Origin of the sequence: Nocardiopsis sp. TNDT3 (assembly GCF_003427465.1) — a bacterium.
GTDB classification, from domain to species: domain Bacteria; phylum Actinomycetota; class Actinomycetes; order Streptosporangiales; family Streptosporangiaceae; genus Nocardiopsis; species Nocardiopsis dassonvillei.
The window spans coordinates 1-15,976 of record NZ_QPFC01000437.1 but is presented as its reverse complement, the minus strand read 5'-3'; the positions used below and the strand labels follow the sequence as shown (position 1 = coordinate 15,976).

Genomic DNA, 15,976 nt, shown 5'->3' with positions numbered 1-15,976 from the left:
ACCGCTGAGGACCACGGGCCCCTCGGGGGTGTCCGTGAGGAGGAGCGTCGACACCTCCGCCGTGTGCGCGACGAACGCGTCACCGAGCACTTCCGCGCGCGGATCGTCGAGCAGCGCGGTCAGATCCCAGACGTAGGCCCTGCGATCGGTCCCGCCCGTGACCCCCAGCAGCCGGTCTCCCACGGGGGCGAGGGCCGCGGCGTTGACCGAGCTGCGGTGTGCGGCCAGCGGCCCGCCCAGAGGACTCCGGGTGTCCAGGTCCCAGAGCCGGGCGGTCCCGTCCTGACTCGACGTCAGTGCGAAGGGCCTGCCCCGGAAGGTCGCCATGGCCACGTCCGTGACGAGGTTGGTGTGTGCCTCCCACTGCTCACCGAGGACCCGGCTGGTGGACAGGTCCACGATCCGCAGACGTCCGTCGATGCCTCCGACCAGGGCGACGGAGTACTCGTCCAACTCCCCCAGGGTGAGGCAGGTGGGCCTGACGGGCAGCGCCAGCGGGTCGCCCAACTGGCTCTGGGTGCTCAGGTCCCAGATCCGCACCGTCCTGTCGGCGCTGCCGGTGACCGCGACGCGGTGCCCGTCCAGCGCCGTGGTGGCCACGCACACGACCTCCTTCGTGTGCCCCACCAGCTGCCGGTGCGCGCCGCTGGTGGACCACCACGCCCACCGCGTGGTCCACGTGGACGGCAGGCCCGACTTGTCGATCCGCTCCGCGAGCGCGTCGGCGCCGCAGCGCCGGGCCGAGAGCTGGAGGTCGGAGGTCCGGTCCTTGAGCGGGTACCTCTCCGACAGCCGGTGGGCGACCTGTTCGTAGGCCGTGCGGGCCGCCTGAGCCTCCTCGCCCGAGACCCTGCCCAGCACCCGCATCAGGGGGAGCTGACCGGCCGCCAGCAGGAACACCGGGTCGGCCACCAGCGCGTCGAGGTGCCCGGTGTCGGAGGCGTGCGTGGCCAGGTGCGCGCGGACGTAGGCGGAGGCCGAGAACCAGTCCGGCCCCTGGCCGTCCAGGCGGCCCGGCACGGTCCCCAGCAGCGCTGCCACGATCCGCTCCTGCGCGCGGGTGGCGTCCCCGCGGCCGTTGTAGGAGGCGCGCAGGTGGTCGGCGAGCGCCTGGTGGTAGAGGCGGTACACCGACCGCTCCCCCTCCACCACCTCGGCGACGTAGTCGCTGGCGAAGCGCAGGACCTCGCTGATGTCGGCGTCGGAGCACTCCGCGTCCGACAGGCCGGCGGCCATCGCCGCCCACGTGCTCCCCCGGGGGAGCCCCTGGCCCTCGGCGAAGGCCAGCGGGGTGAGCAGGCGCCGCACCCGGTCCTCCTCCTCACCGAAGCGCGCCAGGTAGTCGTCGAAGGCCTCGCCGACCCCGCTGGGCAGGGTCCTCTGCCAGCCGGACACCGAGGTGTCGATGGGGGTCGGCTCCTTGCGCAGGCTGCGGGCGGTGAGCCGGGCGACCAGGAAGACCCCGGCCGCGCGGCCCGCCACTCCCCTGGCCACCCGGTCGGCCAGCTCGGGCCTGTCCCGGTAGGGGGTGCGCGTGTCGGCCTCGTCGGAGGCGAGCAGCACCTGGCGCACGTAGCCGCGGATGTCGGCCTCGGTGTCGGCGGGATGGGTGTCCAGGTCGATGACGGTCATCACCGACTCCAGCGCCCTGACCAGCTCGCGGCGGGTGCCGACCAGGAGCCGCACCCCGGGGATCTCGGCCATGGGCCGCAGCAGCTCGCGGGCGATCCGGCGCGGCTCACCGCGGCCCACGAAGTCGGCCGTGCTGCCCGAGCCCGCCTCGTCGAGGGCGTCGACGACGATGACGAGGGGCCGTTCGCTGACCCGTGCGCGCTGGGCCAGCTCCTGGAGGAGCCCGGCCGCCGAGGGGGTCCGCGCCCGGGAGCCGAGCGCAGTGGAGACGCGCTCGACGATCTCCTCCAGCCGCTTGTGCCGGGCGTGGACCGCGGCGGTCACCGTCCCCACGGGGACGAGGGTGTCGTCGGAGGACTCCGCGAGCCCCAGCCGCTCGCGGTACTCGCGGTCGGACACGGTGACGACCCGGCCCAGCACCGCCGACTTGCCGCAGCCGGGCTTGCCGGTCACGATGCGGCCCCGCCCGTCGCCCTCCGGCGACGTCATCCAGGAGACCAGGTCGCGCAGGACCCACTCCCGGCCGCTGAAGTAGCGGCCCTGCTCGGACTCGAACTCCACGCCGCGCGAGCGCGGGCCGTAGTGCTCGGCCAGTTCGGCCGCCTGGCGCTGGAAGTCGAGGTCGGTGCCCTCCGAGGGCAGGTCGGCGCGGTAGGAGTCGTTGGGCAGGAAGGGGTCCAGGCCGGTGCCCGCGCCCTTGGCCAGCTCGGCGCGCTGGGGGACGCCGTTCTCGGCGAAGTGGTCGTTGACGTGCTGGACGACGGAGGCCAGGTCGAGGTAGGGCTGGCGCTGGCCCGCCCGCTCGGTGGCCGTCTCCACGGCCTCGCGCAGCGCGGGCGCGAAGGCCCCGTCCTGGGCGAGGTCCTTGGCGCGCGCGGAGGACAGGAAGCACACCGAGGTGGACACGTCGCCGCCGGTGAGGCGGTAGGCGAGGGTGTTGAGCGCGATCCCGGCCGCGTCGGAGGCGCCCGCCCCGGCCGCGCAGGTGTCCAGGATCAGCAGCAGCCTGCGCAGCCGCCCCTCGCACAGGATCCGGACCAGGTCCTCGGTGGCCAGGGCGGTCGAGGCGGGGGTGTCCTCGCGTGTGTCCCAGCAGCACAGGTAGTGCCGGTCCCGGTCGGGCGCGTATCCGTGGCCCGCGAAGTACAGGACGACGACGTCCTCCTCGCCCAGTTCGACATCGGCGACCCAGCGGCGGATCTTCTCGCGGATGTCGTTGGCGCTCCCGTAGTCGCCGATCCCCTCCAGAACGGATTCGTAGCCGAAGCCGGTGAACAGGTTCCGGACGGCGAGAACATCTTCTCCGACCCCGGTCAGCTGCTCCTCTCTGGACAGGTGCTGGTACCTGGAAACACCGACGGCAAGGAAGAAACGACGACCGGTTCCGCTCGGCAAGGGGGCAACCTCTCGGTTTTCTTCAGGGGGTTTTATGCACTTGTCGAAGGCCCGAAAAAGCGCGCCAGGCGCTGTCTGATCCATTATGCCCGTGGGAGCTCCGGGGCCCCACCCCTGTGGAAAAGCGCAAACACCCACATAGGACTCACCAATCACGTGGGGGCCCACGGGGGGATCCCCTCCGGCCGATCACCCTTCGAGCATTGACAGCACCCTGTCAAAATGACAGCATGCTGTCATGATCGAAGACACCAGGCAGACCGTCCACCTCGCCGTGTACGACCAGCTGGCGGACTGGGAGATCGGGCACACCACCGCGACCATCCGGGGCGGCGACTGGCAGCGCGACCCCGGGCGCTACGACGTGGTGACCGTCGGCCTCACCGGCGCGCCCGTCACGACCGCGGGCGGGCTGACCATCCTGCCGGACATCACCCTGCCCCAGCTCAAGCCCTCCTCCAGCGCGATGCTGATCCTGCCGGGCGCCGACGGCTGGGACCTGGACCCCGAGGCCTTCTCGCCGTTCGCCTCGGCGGCCGGGATCTGGCTCGACGCCGGTGTGCCGGTGGCGGCCATCTGCGGCGCCACGGCCGGGCTCGCCCGTGAGGGGCTCCTGGACTACCGCGACCACACCAGCGCCGCGCCCGAGTACCTGCTGGCCACCGGCTACGCCGGGATGCGCCGCTACCGCTCCGCGCTCGCGGTCTCCGACGGCGGCCTCATCACGGCCGGGCCCACCGCGCCGCTGGAGTTCGCCCGGGAGGTCTTCGCGGCCCTGGACCTGTACACGCCCCGCGTCCTCGACGCGTGGTACCGGCTGCACGCCGAGCACGACCCCGGCGCCTACCACGTGCTGCTGGAGGGGTCCTGAGCATGGCCCCTGCCGAGGACAGACACTCCGACCTGCTCACCGGGACGGCGCTCACCGTCTTCCGCCTCAACGGGCAGTTCCTGTCGGTGGCCGAGGAGCTGGCCCGCACCGCCGGACTGACCGCCGCGCGCTGGCAGGTGCTCGGCGCGGTGACCCGCGACCCCCTGCCGGTGTCGGCGGTCGCGCGCCGCTTCGGCACCACGCGGCAGAGCGTGCAGCGCATCGCCGACCTGCTGGTGGAGCAGGGGCTGGCCGAGTACCGGCCGAACCCGGCGCACAGCCGCGCCAAGCTGCTCGCCGCCACCGGGGAGGGCCTGGACGCCCTGCGCCGGATCAGCCCCGACCACGACCGGGTGGCCAAGGCCCTGGTCGCCGAGCTGGGCGAGGAGGACAGCGCTCGTGTCCTGGAGGCGCTGCGCCAGCTCTCACGCGCCCTGGACCGGATCGGGGGCGACTGAGCGGCGGGCAGTATCGTCGGGCGGACACCCCGTCCACCCCGGGTCCGCTCCCCCCGCCCGAGGGCACGCGTCCCACCAGGAGGAAGACGCCATGATCGACCTGCGTTCCGACACCGTCACCCGCCCCACCCCGGCCATGCGCAGGGCCATGGCCGAGGCCGAGGTGGGCGACGACGTGTGGGGCGAGGACCCGACCGTGCGGGAACTGGAGGAGGAGACCGCCGGGCTGCTGGGCCGGGAGGCCGCGCTGTACGTGCCGTCCGGGCACATGGCCAACCAGCTGGGGCTGTACGTGTCCACCCGCAGCGGCGAGGAGGTGTGGGCGCACGAGAACCACCACCTCATCGGCGACGAGCAGGGCGCGACCGCGGTGCTGGCCCGGGCTCTGCCGCGCCTGTACTCGGACGGGCTCTGCCCCACCGACGCGGTGCTGGAGTCGTGGATCGCCGGCCGGGGCGACGTCCACCGGGCCGAGCCCGCCCTGGTGTGGCTGGAGAACACCTTCACCGGCCGCGTCGTACCGCTGGCCGAACAGCGCCGGGTCACCGGGTTCGCGCACCGGCACGGGCTGCGCGCGCACCTGGACGGGGCTCGGCTGTGGAACGCGGCCGCCGCCCTGGACGCCGCTCCCGCCGAGGTCGCGGACGGGTTCGACACGGTGTCGGTGTGCTTCTCCAAGGGCCTGGGCGCCCCGGTGGGCTCGGCGCTGGTCGGGGACGCCGACACGGTGCGCAGGGCCCGGCGCGGGCGCAAGCTGCTGGGCGCGGGGATGCGCCAGGCCGGGATCATCGCCGCCGGGGCCCTGTACGCGCTGCGCCACCACCGCGAGCGGGTGGCCGAGGACCACGAGCGCGCCGCGGAGCTGGCCCGGCTGATCTCCGAGCGGTCCGGGCTGGCCGTGCGGGCGCAGACCAACATGGTGCTGGTGCCCACCCCGGCCGGACAGGGCGCGCGCTACGCCGAGGCCTTCGCCCGCCACGGGGTCGCGGGGCTGGGCATCGGCGACGCCGTGCGCCTGGTGGTGCACCTGGAGACCACCGACCGCGACGTCGAGGAGGCCGCCCGGGGCGTGGCCGAGGCCGCCGCCGAGCTGTGACCCCGGCGGCCGGGCGCGGCGGTCGGCCGACCTAGACTGTGCCGATCGCCTGACCGCCCGGCTGCCGCGGGCGTGCCACGCGTCACAACGCGTAGTAGCATTTCGCGTATGACATTGTCGTACTAGAGAGTGGTAGCACCGCAATGCCGGGAAGAATCCAGTCGATCGAACGCGCGGCAGCCATTCTCCGGATCCTGGCCACCGGCGCCCGCGGGCTCAGCCTGGCGGAGATCTCCCGGTCCCTGGAGCTGCCCAAGGGCACCGTGCTCGGCATCCTGCGCACCCTCCAGCACGTGGGCTTCGTCGAGCAGGACCCCGAGTCGGGCCGCTACCGCCTGGGCGGGGGCATGCTCAGCCTGGGCACCCGCTACCTGGACGGCAACGAACTGCGCACCCGCGCCCTGAACTGGGCGGACAGCCTGGCCTCGCGCAGCGGTGAGAGCGTGCGGATCGGCACGCTGCACAAGCACCAGGTGCTCGTGGTCCACCACGTGTTCCGTCCCGACGCCTCCCAGCAGACCCTGGACGTGGGCACCCTGCTGCCGCTGCACGCCACCGCCATCGGCAAGGTCATCATGGCCTTCGACCCCCTGGCGGCCCCCGAGGAGGACCCGGCCGTGGTCGAGAGCGGCGGGGCCCCGGCCCTGACCTCCTTCACCCGGCACACCGTCACCTCCCCCGCCGCGCTGGAGCGCCAGCTCGACCAGGTGCGCGACGACGGCTGGGCGTGGGAGGCCGAGGAACTCGTGGACGGCGAGGTCTCCATCGCCGCCCCCATCCGCGACCGGCGCGGCACGACCGTCGGCGCCATCGGGGTGCGTGGCGCCGTCGAGCGCCTGCGCGGCGAGGGGGGCAGGCCCGACATGGAGCAGGTCTCCTACGTGCGCGACGCGGCGCGGGCCATCTCCCGGGAACTCGGCGTCACCCCCTACTGAGGTCGCACCGCAGTTCTCCCACCGCCCGCGGAAGGCCTCCCGCGCGGCGGCTTCCGGCGTTCGCCCGCGCCTGGCAGCGTTGCCGTCGAGAGGACGTGACGCACGCGACACGATTGCGTCACACGGCCTTGACATGGGAAGGAAAGACGGATGAAACTAACGGCTACTCATACGTCAATGTCGTACAACGTGCGGGTTTAATCCGAAACCGTGTGCGTCCGGCCCCGTCCCGAGCCCCACCCTGAAGGCGAGCACCCGATGAGTCAGCAGTACGTCGCCGCGATCGACCAGGGCACCACGTCGAGCCGCTGCATCCTCTTCGACCGCGACGGACGTATCGTCTCGGTCGACCAACGCGAACACAGGCAGATCTTCCCCAAGCCGGGCTGGGTCGAACACGACGCCACGGAGATCTGGACCAACGTCGAGGCGGTCATCAGGGGAGCCCTGGACAAGAACGACATCACCCCCGACCAGATCGCGGCCGTCGGCATCACCAACCAGCGCGAGACCACCCTGGTCTGGGACCGCGAGACGGGCGAGCCGGTCCACAACGCCATCGTCTGGCAGGACACCCGCACCGACGACCTGGTCCGCGAACTGGGCGGCGAGGAGGGCCAGGACCGCTTCCGCGACCGGTGCGGCCTGCCGCTGGCCACCTACTTCTCCGGCCCCAAGCTGCGCTGGCTGCTGGACAACGTCGACGGCCTGCGCGAACGCGCCGAGCGCGGCGAGGTCCTGTTCGGCACCATGGACACCTGGATCATCTGGAAGCTGACCGGCCGCCACGTCACCGACGTGACCAACGCCAGCCGCACCATGCTGATGAACCTGTCCACCCTCCAGTGGGATCCCGAGATCCTGGAGGCCATCGGCGTCCCCGAGGGCGTCCTGCCCGAGATCCGCTCGTCGTCGGAGGTCTACGGCGAGGCCAGGGGATACCTGGCCGGAACCCCCGTCGCCTCCTCCCTCGGCGACCAGCACGCCGCCCTGTTCGGCCAGACCTGCTTCGACCCGGGCGACGTCAAGGGCACCTACGGCACCGGTACCTTCCTGGTGATGAACACCGGCACCGAGCCGGTGACCTCCGAGAACGGCCTGCTCACCACGCTGGGATACAAGCTCGGCGACGAACCGGCCGTGTACGCCCTGGAGGGCTCCATCGCGGTGACCGGCTCCCTCGTGCAGTGGCTGCGCGACAACCTGGGCCTGATCTCCACCGCGCCCGAGATCGAGACGCTGGCGCGCACCGTGGAGGACAACGGCGGCTGCTACATCGTGCCCGCCTTCTCCGGCCTGTTCGCCCCGCACTGGCGCAGCGACGCGCGCGGCGTCATGGCGGGCCTGACCGGTTACGTCAACAAGGGCCACATCGCCCGCGCCGTCCTGGAGGCCACCGCGTGGCAGACCCGCGAGGTCGTCGACGCGATGAACGCCGACGCGCCCACGGAGCTGACCACGCTCAAGGTGGACGGCGGCATGACCGCCGACAACCTGCTCATGCAGATCCTGTCCGACGTGCTCGACACCGAGGTCGTGCGTCCGATGGTCGCCGAGACCACCTGCCTGGGCGCCGCCTACGCCGCGGGGCTGGCGGTGGGCTACTGGCCCGACGTCGAGACGCTGCGCGCCAACTGGCACAAGGCCGCCGAGTGGACTCCGAAGATGGAGCCCGCCGTGCGCGAGCGCGAGTACCGCAACTGGAACAAGGCCGTGCGCCGCACCCTGGACTGGGTCGAGCACGAGGACGCCCAGTAGCGCGGGGGCGGCGTCACCCCACCGAACGACCGGTTCCCAGGAGCCCCGGCTGCCACCTTCGGCTCCCGGGAACCGGCCCGCGGGGCGCCGTACGCGCTCCGCTCCATCCCATTCCTGTGACGGGTGCGTCCTATTAAACCCCCGCCTCCGGCCCGGCGCCGGTCGGCGGGGGCGAGGCCCCCGTGACCCGGCTCCCCTGACGGGGCGGAGGTCCCCATGGTCTATCTGGCAGAGTTCGTCGGTACGGCGATCCTGATCCTGCTCGGCGGCGGTGTCGTCGCCGGTGTCTCGCTCGCGCGCTCCAAGGCCCTCAACGGCGGCTGGATCGTCGTCACCTTCGGCTGGGGCATGGCGGTCGCGATGGCCGTCTACGTCGTCGGCGCCACCAGCGGCGCCCACATCAACCCCGCCGTCACGCTGGGCCTGGCCAGCATCGGCGACTTCCCGTGGTCCCAGGTGCCCGGGTACATGCTGGCCCAGCTGGCGGGCGCGTTCACCGGCGCCGTCCTGGTCTACCTGGTCTACCTGCCGCACTGGAAGGTCACCGACGACCCGGAGGCGAAGCTGGGCGTGTTCAGCACCGCCCCGGCCGTGCGCAACCTGGTGGCCAACTTCGTCACCGAGGTCATCGGCACCGCGATGCTGCTCCTGGGCGTGCTGGGCATCGGCGCGAACTCCGGCTTCGTCTCCGTCGAGGGCGGGGCCGACCTGAGCGGCCTGTTCACCAACGGCCTCGCGCCGCTGCTGATCGGCCTGCTGGTGCTGGCGATCGGCCTGTCCCTGGGCGGCCCGACGGGGTACGCCATCAACCCGGCCCGCGACCTGGGGCCGCGCATCGCGCACGCGGTGCTGCCGATCCCGGGCAAGGGCCCCTCCGACTGGGGGTATGCCTGGGTTCCGGTGGTCGGCCCCCTGGTGGGCGGCGTGATCGGCGCGTGGATCTGGAAGCTCACCGGGTTCGGCGCCTGAGCTCCGCCGGCCCGGGGGCGGTGTGACCGCCGCCCCCGACCGGCCCCGCCACGATCGCCCGGGGCTCTCCAGGCCCCGCCCTCCGGGCCCGCGCGGCGGGTCCGGACCCCGTGAAGCCCCGGGGTGTCGCGCGCACGCGTGGCCCCGGGGCTTCGCCGTGCGCGCCCTCCGGGCGGGCCGACCGTGTGATGGGCCGACAAGGTGCGACAATGCCGCATCTCCTGAACCCCGTGTGTCGACCCGGCTCCCCTGGGCAACAGGCGCCAAGCTCGCCTTCGTCCTGGACCACCCCTGGAGCTGTTTTCTCGGCCGGATCACCCCCTCTTCTTCACCAGCGTTCGGCATTGTCGTATTATGAAGTCGATACATCGCCTGAAACGTGGAGACTGTTCAGGTGCACGCGAGGCCCCCTCCATCCCTCCGAGGAGCACAGCCATGACCGTCAGCGCCAGCCAGAACCGCATCGCCTCGTCGCGCTCGCGCACACGCGACGAACTCACCCGGGGGACCTTCGACCTCCTGGTCGTCGGCGGCGGGATCCTCGGGACCTCCGTCGCCTGGACCGCCACCCAGGCGGGCCTGCGCGTGGCCATGGTCGACTCCGGCGACTTCGCCGGAGCCACCTCCAGCGCCTCCTCCAAGCTGGTGCACGGCGGGCTGCGCTACCTCCAGAGCGGCCAGGTGCGCCTGGTCGCCGAGAACCACCGCGAGCGCCGGTCCCTGGCCTCGGAGGTGGCACCGCACCTGGTCAACCACATGCCGTTCCTGGTCCCGATCTACTCCGGCGGCCCGCACGGGGCCGCGAAGATGGGCGCCGGGGTGTTCCTGTACTCGGCCCTGTCGGCCTTCGGCGACGGCATGGGCCGCCTGCTCTCCCCCGCCCAGGCGCGGCGGCTCGCCCCGGGCCTGCGCACCGACGGCCTGCGGTCGGTGGCCGCCTACAGCGACCACCAGATGAACGACAGCCGGATGGCCGTCATGAGCGTGCGCGCCGCCGTGGACGCGGGCGCGGTGGTGCTCAACCACGCCGAGGTCGTGGGGCTGCGCACCACCCGGGGCCGGGTCACCGGCGCCGACCTGCGCGACCGCGTCGACGGCGGGGAGTTCGGCATCGACGCGCGGCTGGTCCTCAACGCGACCGGCCCGTGGGTGGACCGGCTGCGGAGCATGGAGGACCCCTCCGCGACGCCCAGCGTCCGCCTGTCCAAGGGCGCGCACCTGGTGCTGCGGACCCCCGAGCCCTGGCGCGCCGCGCTGACCATCCCCGTGGACAAGTACCGGGTGTCGTTCGCGATCCCGTGGGAGGGCAGGCTGCTGCTGGGCACCACCGACGAGGAGTACACCGGGGACCCGGCCGACGTGTCGGTCGTGCCCGCCGACGTGGAACAGATCCTGGGCGAGGCCGCGCTGGGCATCGACGCGCCCTACCTGGACGCCTCCCACGTCGACTACTCCTTCGCGGGGCTGCGGGTGCTGCCCGGCGGACCCGGCGGCACCAGCTCGGCCAAGCGCGAGACCGTGGTCACCCAGGGGCGGGGCGGGATGCTCTCGGTGGCCGGCGGCAAGTGGACGACCTACCGCCACATCGGCCGCGCCGTCCTCAAGGAGCTGCGCAGGGTCAGCGCCGTGCCGCTGGCGGAGGACATGGCCGACCCACTGCGCACGGTGCCGCTGCCCGGACTGGCCAGCCCGGACGCGGTGGCCCAGCGGCTGATCACCGACCGCGCGCCCGGCGCCCCTCTGGACCCGCTGGTCGCCCGCCACCTGGCGTCGCACTACGGGAGCCTGGCCATGGACATCGCGGCGATGGTGCGCGAGGAGCCGCGGCTGGGCGAGCGCATCCACCCCGACGGCCCCGACATCTGGGCGCAGGTGGTCTTCGCCCGCGACCGCGAGTGGGCGGTGAACGCGGACGACGTGCTGCGCCGCCGCACCACGGTGACCGTGCGGGGGCTGGACACCCCCGAGGTGCGTCAGCGCACCGAGGCCCTGCTGGAGGGGTGAACCCCCTCCCCCGCGGGGGCCGGACACGCGAACGCCCCGGAAGGCGGTGCCTTCCGGGGCGTTACGCGAGGTTATCGCGTGCTGGTTAGAGCGCGACGACGTTCTCGGCCTGCGGGCCACGCGTGCCCTGGACGACCTCGAACTCCACGCGCTGGTTCTCCTCCAGGTTACGGAAGCCCGTGCCCTGGATCGCGCTGTAGTGAACGAAGGCGTCGGGGCCGCCGCCGTCGGGGGAGATGAAGCCGAAGCCCTTCTCGCCGTTGAACCACTTCACAGTTCCCTGAGCCATGTTCTCTCCTTCAGCTCGGTGTACACGGACGCAGACTCACGTCCGCGAATTGCCGCGAGCCGGACTTCCTTGAAGAAACCGCCCGCCGGTCACAAACTCCGCGGGCAAGACACCAACTGCGAAATTCAACGACTAACAATCACTTTGAACGTACCACAGACAGGTCGGCCAGCGAAGGATTCCGATGTGGCAACCCGCACGGCCCGCCGGGGAATACCGGCGGACCCTCCAGGGTACACGTGGGCCGCGTGGGAACGCACGCCGGGATGTCACACCCCGTTCAGGCGGGCGTCGCCGACACGTCGTCGGCGCACCTCAGGACGGGTCCGCGCGTACCCGCGTCCGGCTCAGCCCTCGGCCGCCGGGGCGCGCGGCCCGCCGGGCGGCGGAGCGGTCGGGAGGTGTCCGCCGACGCCCTCCGGAACGGGCCCGTCGGCGCCCGGAACCGGACCCCGCGAGAGGCTCCGAGGCCGTGCGGACACCCGTGGAACACCGCCGGCGATCCGGGTTCGCGCGTCGAATCGCGGCTTCGGGCGGCCGATGACGGGAGCGCGCGAGGAGGGCCGGAAAACACCGAGGCGCCCGCGGGGGGTGGACGGGCGCCGGGATGAGGGGAAGCGGGCGGCTCAGCCCTGGTCGATCCCCACGAAGTGGCCCTCCTCGGCCTCGATCAGCGGAGCGGAGTCCTCGTCGGGCGCCGTCGGCAGGACGACGTCCTCGGGGGGGTTGGCCGCCAGTTCGGCGTCGACCTCGGCCCAGGTGCGGTGCAGCTGCGGCACGCAGGACAGCAGGTGACGGCTGTAGGGGTGCAGCGGGTTGTCGAAGACCCTGGCCGTCGGACCCATCTCGGCGATCGCGCCCTTGCGCAGGATCACCGACTTGTCGCTGACGTAGTTGCCCAGCGACAGGTCGTGGGTGACGAACAGGATGCCCAGGCCGCGCTCCTTGAGGTCGGCGAGCAGGTTGAGCACGTCGATGCGCGTGGAGGCGTCGAGCATGCTGATGATCTCGTCGGCGACCAGCAGCTTGATGTCCAGCAGCAGCGCCCGCGCGATCAGCAGGCGCTGCAACTGGCCGCCGCTGAGCTGGTGCGGGTACTTGTTGAGGACGTTGCCCGGGTCCAGGCGCACCGTGGCGATCGCGTCCAGCACCTTGTCCCGCCACTCCGTCTCCGAGGTCTTCGGGAAGTAGGAGGTGCGGACCATCTCGAAGACGCGGTCGGCCTTGAAGATGGGGTTGAAGCAGCTGAACGGGTCCTGGAAGACCCCCTGCACGCGGCGGTAGTACTCCTTGCGCGCGGCGTGGCCCTTGATGGTGGTGATGTCGGTGCCCTCGAAGGTGATGCTCCCCGAGGTCGGCTTGAACAGGCCCAGCACCATCTTGCCGAGGGTGCTCTTGCCGCTGCCGCTCTCACCGATCAGCGAGACGACCTCGCCCGCCTCCACCGTGAGGCTCACGTCGCGGACGGCGCGCAGGCGGTCACCGCCGAACGCGCCCACCTTGTACACCTTGTGCACGTGGCTGAGTTCCAGCACGGTCTACCTCACCCCGTCTTCCAGCAGGCGGCCCAGTGGCCGGGTTCGATCTCCACCAGCGGCGGCTTTTCGGAGCACTTGGAGAACGCCATCGGGCAGCGGTCCTTGAACCGGCAGCCGGTGGGCGGGTTGAGCAGACCCGGCGGGGTGCCGGGGATGCCCGCCAGGCGGCCCCCCTGCACGGTGGAGGTGGAGCCGACCTCGGGCAGCGCCCCGATGAGCATCTGGGTGTAGGGGTGCTTGGGCTCGTTGATGATGGTGCCCGCGGCCGCCTTCTCCACGATGTGGCCCGCGTACATCACCATGATCGTGTCCGCCATCTGGTACACGAGCGAGATGTCGTGGGTCACGAAGACCATGCTCTTGATGTAGCCCCGGTCGCGGAACTCCACCATCGACTCCGCGACGGAGCGCTGGGTGGACACGTCCAGGGCCGAGGTGACCTCGTCGGCGATCAGCAGCGACGGGTTGAGCAGGGTCGAGATGACCATGACGACGCGCTGCTTCATGCCGCCGGACAGCTCGATCGGGAACCGGTTGAGCACGTCGGTGTCCAGGCCGACCAGCTCCAGGCGGCGGTGGAGCTCCTCGGTGACGTCGGCGGGCCGCACGCCGCGGGCGCGCAGCAGCTCGTTGATCATCCTCCCGATCTTGCGGGTCGGGTTGAGCGCGCTCATCGCGTACTGCGGGATGAGCGAGATCTCGTGGTACCGCAGGGGCACCATCGCGCGGTCGTCGGCGATGGGCACGTCCTTGCCGTCCAGCTCGATCGTGCCGCCGACGTGGCGCATCCGCGAGTCCAGGCGGATCAGGCTCTTGCCCAGGGTGGTCTTGCCGCAGCCGGACTCCCCGGCCAGGCCCATGATCTCCCCGTCGGCGAGGTCGAACGTGACGCCGTCGAGGGCGTGGACGTCCCCGCGCAGGGTCTGGTAGTAGACCTTCAGGTCCTTGACGCGCAGGGTCATCACAGCTCCCGCAGCTTGGGGTTGAAGACCTCGTCCAACCCGACGTTGAGGATGTACAGCGAGCCCACGATCACGGTGATTCCGAGACCCGGCGGGATGAACCACCACCACATGCCGAGGGTGAGCGCGCTCCAGGCGACGGCGCTCTCCAGCATCAGGCCGAGGGACACGCCGTTGGAGGGGCCGAGGCCGATGAAGTCCAGACCGGCCGCGGTGAGGACCGCGCCGCCGAACTGCAGGATGAAGGCCATCACCAGGTACGAGCTCATGTTGGGCGCGATCTCGGTGGTGATGATCTTCCAGGTGCGCCGACCGCTCAGCCGGGCCAGGTCCACGTAGTCGCGGGTGGCCAGGGACAGCGCCTGCGAACGGACCGCGCGGGCCGCCCACGGCCAGGCGGTCAGACCGATGAACAGGCCCTGCACGAACAGGCCGCGCGCGTCCAGGTAGGCGATCGCGACGATGAGCACGACCATCGCGGGCAGCACCAGGACCACGTTCGTGATCATGTTGAGGATCTCGTCGACGATCCCGCCCTTGTACCCGGCGACGAAGCCGACCGCGGTGCCGATGACGAAGGCGACGCCGCCGCCGAACAGGCCGATGATGAACGTGGCGCGCACGCCGTGCACGAACTGGGCCCAGATGTCCTGGCCGAACGTGGTGGTGCCCAGCCAGTACTCGCCGTTGGGCGCCTGCATCTGCGGGCCGACGTACTCGTTGGGGCTGTCGCTGACGAAGAAGGGGCCGACGATCCCGAGCAGCAGGAAGGCCAGGACGATACCCGAGCCGATGAGCAGCTTGGGGTTGCGCCGGGCGAAGTACAGGGCCTCGGAGCCCTTGCGCCCGGCAGGTTCGGGGGCGTCCGCCTTCTCGGCGGTGCCCGGAGCTCCGGCGACGTTCGTCATGAGGAGCCTCCCGTCATCTGGACCCGGGTGCGCGGGTCGATCAGCACGTAGACGATGTCGATGATGAAGTTGGCGATCAGCACGCCGACGACCACGAACAGGAAGACGCCCTGGAGCAGGAAGAAGTCGCGGCTCTCCAGGGAGTCCAGGATGAGCTTGCCGAGGCCGGGGTAGTTGAACACGATCTCGGTGAGCAGGGAGCCCGCGATGATCGTGCCCAGCTGGACGGCCAGACCCGTGATCTGCGGCAGCATGGCGTTGCGGAACGCGTAGCGCCGGACCAGCTTGCGCGGCGCGCCGAGGGCCTGGAGGTAGTTGGAGTAGTCCGCGTCCAGCTCGTAGATGATCATGTTGCGCATGCCGATCGCCCAGCCGCCGAGCGCCACCAGGAACATGGACAGGAACGGCAGGAACCAGTGGGTGATCAGGTTGGAGATGAACAGCCAGCTGAACTCGGGGCGCAGGGAGAAGCTGTAGCCGCCCGAGGCCGGGAAGATCCCGGCGACGATGCCCAGGCTCCAGGCCAGCAGCAGGGCCAGCCACATGTACGGCGTGGCGGTGAGGATGTACCCGACCGGCAGGACCGTGTTGTCCAGGGCCTTGCTGCGGGCGGCGAAGGCGCCGAAGCGGTTGCCGATGATCCAGCTGAGCAGGATCGCGGGGAGCAGCAGTCCCAGGGTGAAGGGGACCGCCCTCATGATGACGTCGGTGACCGGCTCGGGGTAGAGCATCACGCTGATGCCCAGGTCCCCCCGGAACAGACCGGCCCAGAAACTCAGGTACTGCTCGTGCAGCGGCTTGTCGAGGCCGAAGACCTCCTCGTAGTAGGCGGTCATGGTGGCCAGGGCCTCGGGGTCGCCCGCCGAGGCCCGGGAGAGCATGCTGCGGATGGGGTCGCCGGGCATGAAGCGCGGAATCATCCAGTTGATGGTGACCGCGACGATGAACGTAAGCAGGTAGACGAAGAGCTTACGACCGATATAGCGCCACACACGTTCCTCCAGGTGATGGCGGCGGACAGTCGAGTGGCCCCGGAGGGGGCGCGGCGCGGACCCTGTGGGGGGTGTTCCGTGCCGCGCCCGCTCTCCCGGGGCGTCCCCCGGCCGGGCTCTTTCGCGCCGTGCCTCGGCCGGGGGCGGGGAGTGGTCAGCGGGGTGGATG

At 71.6% G+C, this 15,976-nt stretch carries 13 protein-coding genes; 7 read left to right on the top strand and 6 right to left on the bottom strand.

Translation table 11 applies throughout. The features are described from left to right. Window positions 1-3,027, bottom strand: a 3,027-nt coding sequence (locus tag DQW06_RS11535) for a caspase family protein (protein WP_157983409.1), incomplete at its 3' end; no start/stop codon positions are given. 238 nt (window positions 3,028-3,265) lie between these two features. Between DQW06_RS11535 and DQW06_RS11530 the strand changes: the two genes are divergently transcribed. From DQW06_RS11530 to DQW06_RS11500, 7 genes are all read left to right on the top strand, one after another. Further along, the gene (locus DQW06_RS11530; RefSeq protein WP_071622640.1) at window positions 3,266-3,898 is read left to right on the top strand and encodes a DJ-1/PfpI family protein; all 633 of its coding nucleotides are present in this window, start codon (window positions 3,266-3,268) and stop codon (window positions 3,896-3,898) included. A gap of 2 nt (window positions 3,899-3,900) precedes the next feature. After that, window positions 3,901-4,356: a MarR family winged helix-turn-helix transcriptional regulator gene (locus DQW06_RS11525; RefSeq protein WP_013154652.1), complete on the top strand. Its 456-nt coding sequence runs from the start codon at window positions 3,901-3,903 to the stop codon at window positions 4,354-4,356. A 91-nt stretch (window positions 4,357-4,447) separates the two neighbouring features. Further along, entirely contained in the window at window positions 4,448-5,452 is a 1,005-nt protein-coding gene (locus DQW06_RS11520) for a low specificity L-threonine aldolase (protein ID WP_094804549.1), read from the top strand. Window positions 5,453-5,595: 143 nt separating this feature from the next. Then, the gene (locus tag DQW06_RS11515; protein WP_013154654.1) at window positions 5,596-6,387 is read left to right on the top strand and encodes an IclR family transcriptional regulator; all 792 of its coding nucleotides are present in this window, start codon (window positions 5,596-5,598) and stop codon (window positions 6,385-6,387) included. 258 nt (window positions 6,388-6,645) lie between these two features. Further along, a complete protein-coding gene (gene glpK / locus DQW06_RS11510; RefSeq protein ID WP_013154655.1) occupies window positions 6,646-8,145 on the top strand; it encodes a glycerol kinase GlpK in 1,500 nt (499 codons plus the stop codon). A 216-nt stretch (window positions 8,146-8,361) separates the two neighbouring features. Beyond that, window positions 8,362-9,114: an MIP/aquaporin family protein gene (locus DQW06_RS11505; protein WP_013154656.1), complete on the top strand. Its 753-nt coding sequence runs from the start codon at window positions 8,362-8,364 to the stop codon at window positions 9,112-9,114. A 435-nt stretch (window positions 9,115-9,549) separates the two neighbouring features. Then, entirely contained in the window at window positions 9,550-11,118 is a 1,569-nt protein-coding gene (locus tag DQW06_RS11500) for a glycerol-3-phosphate dehydrogenase/oxidase (RefSeq protein WP_071622642.1), read from the top strand. Window positions 11,119-11,203: 85 nt separating this feature from the next. Here DQW06_RS11500 and DQW06_RS11495 read toward each other — a convergent pair whose 3' ends face one another. From DQW06_RS11495 to DQW06_RS11475, 5 genes are all read right to left on the bottom strand, one after another. After that, window positions 11,204-11,407 carry a cold-shock protein gene (locus DQW06_RS11495; protein ID WP_013154658.1) on the bottom strand — a complete coding sequence of 68 codons (204 nt, stop codon included), beginning with the start codon at window positions 11,405-11,407 and terminating at the stop codon, window positions 11,204-11,206. Between the two features lie 626 nt (window positions 11,408-12,033). After that, a complete protein-coding gene (locus DQW06_RS11490) occupies window positions 12,034-12,942 on the bottom strand; it encodes an ABC transporter ATP-binding protein (protein WP_013154659.1) in 909 nt (302 codons plus the stop codon). 8 nt (window positions 12,943-12,950) lie between these two features. Continuing rightward, window positions 12,951-13,907, bottom strand: a complete 957-nt coding sequence (locus DQW06_RS11485) for an ABC transporter ATP-binding protein (RefSeq protein ID WP_013154660.1) — start codon at window positions 13,905-13,907, stop codon at window positions 12,951-12,953. Continuing rightward, complete coding sequence (locus DQW06_RS11480) at window positions 13,907-14,815, bottom strand: ABC transporter permease (protein WP_013154661.1); 909 nt, start codon at window positions 14,813-14,815, stop codon at window positions 13,907-13,909. Before DQW06_RS11480 ends, DQW06_RS11485 begins: the two co-directional genes overlap by 1 nt. After that, window positions 14,812-15,807, bottom strand: a complete 996-nt coding sequence (locus tag DQW06_RS11475; RefSeq protein ID WP_013154662.1) for an ABC transporter permease — start codon at window positions 15,805-15,807, stop codon at window positions 14,812-14,814. The genes DQW06_RS11480 and DQW06_RS11475 overlap by 4 nt, the downstream gene beginning before the upstream one ends. Between the last annotated feature and the right edge of the window lie 169 nt (window positions 15,808-15,976).

Coding starts and splice junctions, on each gene's coding strand:
- DQW06_RS11530 (WP_071622640.1), top strand. CDS start 3,266: ATGATCGAAGACACCAGGCAGACCGTCCACCTCGCCGTGTACGACCAG.
- DQW06_RS11525 (WP_013154652.1), top strand. CDS start 3,901: ATGGCCCCTGCCGAGGACAGACACTCCGACCTGCTCACCGGGACGGCG.
- DQW06_RS11520 (WP_094804549.1), top strand. CDS start 4,448: ATGATCGACCTGCGTTCCGACACCGTCACCCGCCCCACCCCGGCCATG.
- DQW06_RS11515 (WP_013154654.1), top strand. CDS start 5,596: ATGCCGGGAAGAATCCAGTCGATCGAACGCGCGGCAGCCATTCTCCGG.
- glpK (WP_013154655.1), top strand. CDS start 6,646: ATGAGTCAGCAGTACGTCGCCGCGATCGACCAGGGCACCACGTCGAGC.
- DQW06_RS11505 (WP_013154656.1), top strand. CDS start 8,362: ATGGTCTATCTGGCAGAGTTCGTCGGTACGGCGATCCTGATCCTGCTC.
- DQW06_RS11500 (WP_071622642.1), top strand. CDS start 9,550: ATGACCGTCAGCGCCAGCCAGAACCGCATCGCCTCGTCGCGCTCGCGC.
- DQW06_RS11495 (WP_013154658.1), bottom strand. CDS start 11,407: ATGGCTCAGGGAACTGTGAAGTGGTTCAACGGCGAGAAGGGCTTCGGC.
- DQW06_RS11485 (WP_013154660.1), bottom strand. CDS start 13,907: ATGACCCTGCGCGTCAAGGACCTGAAGGTCTACTACCAGACCCTGCGC.
- DQW06_RS11480 (WP_013154661.1), bottom strand. CDS start 14,815: ATGACGAACGTCGCCGGAGCTCCGGGCACCGCCGAGAAGGCGGACGCC.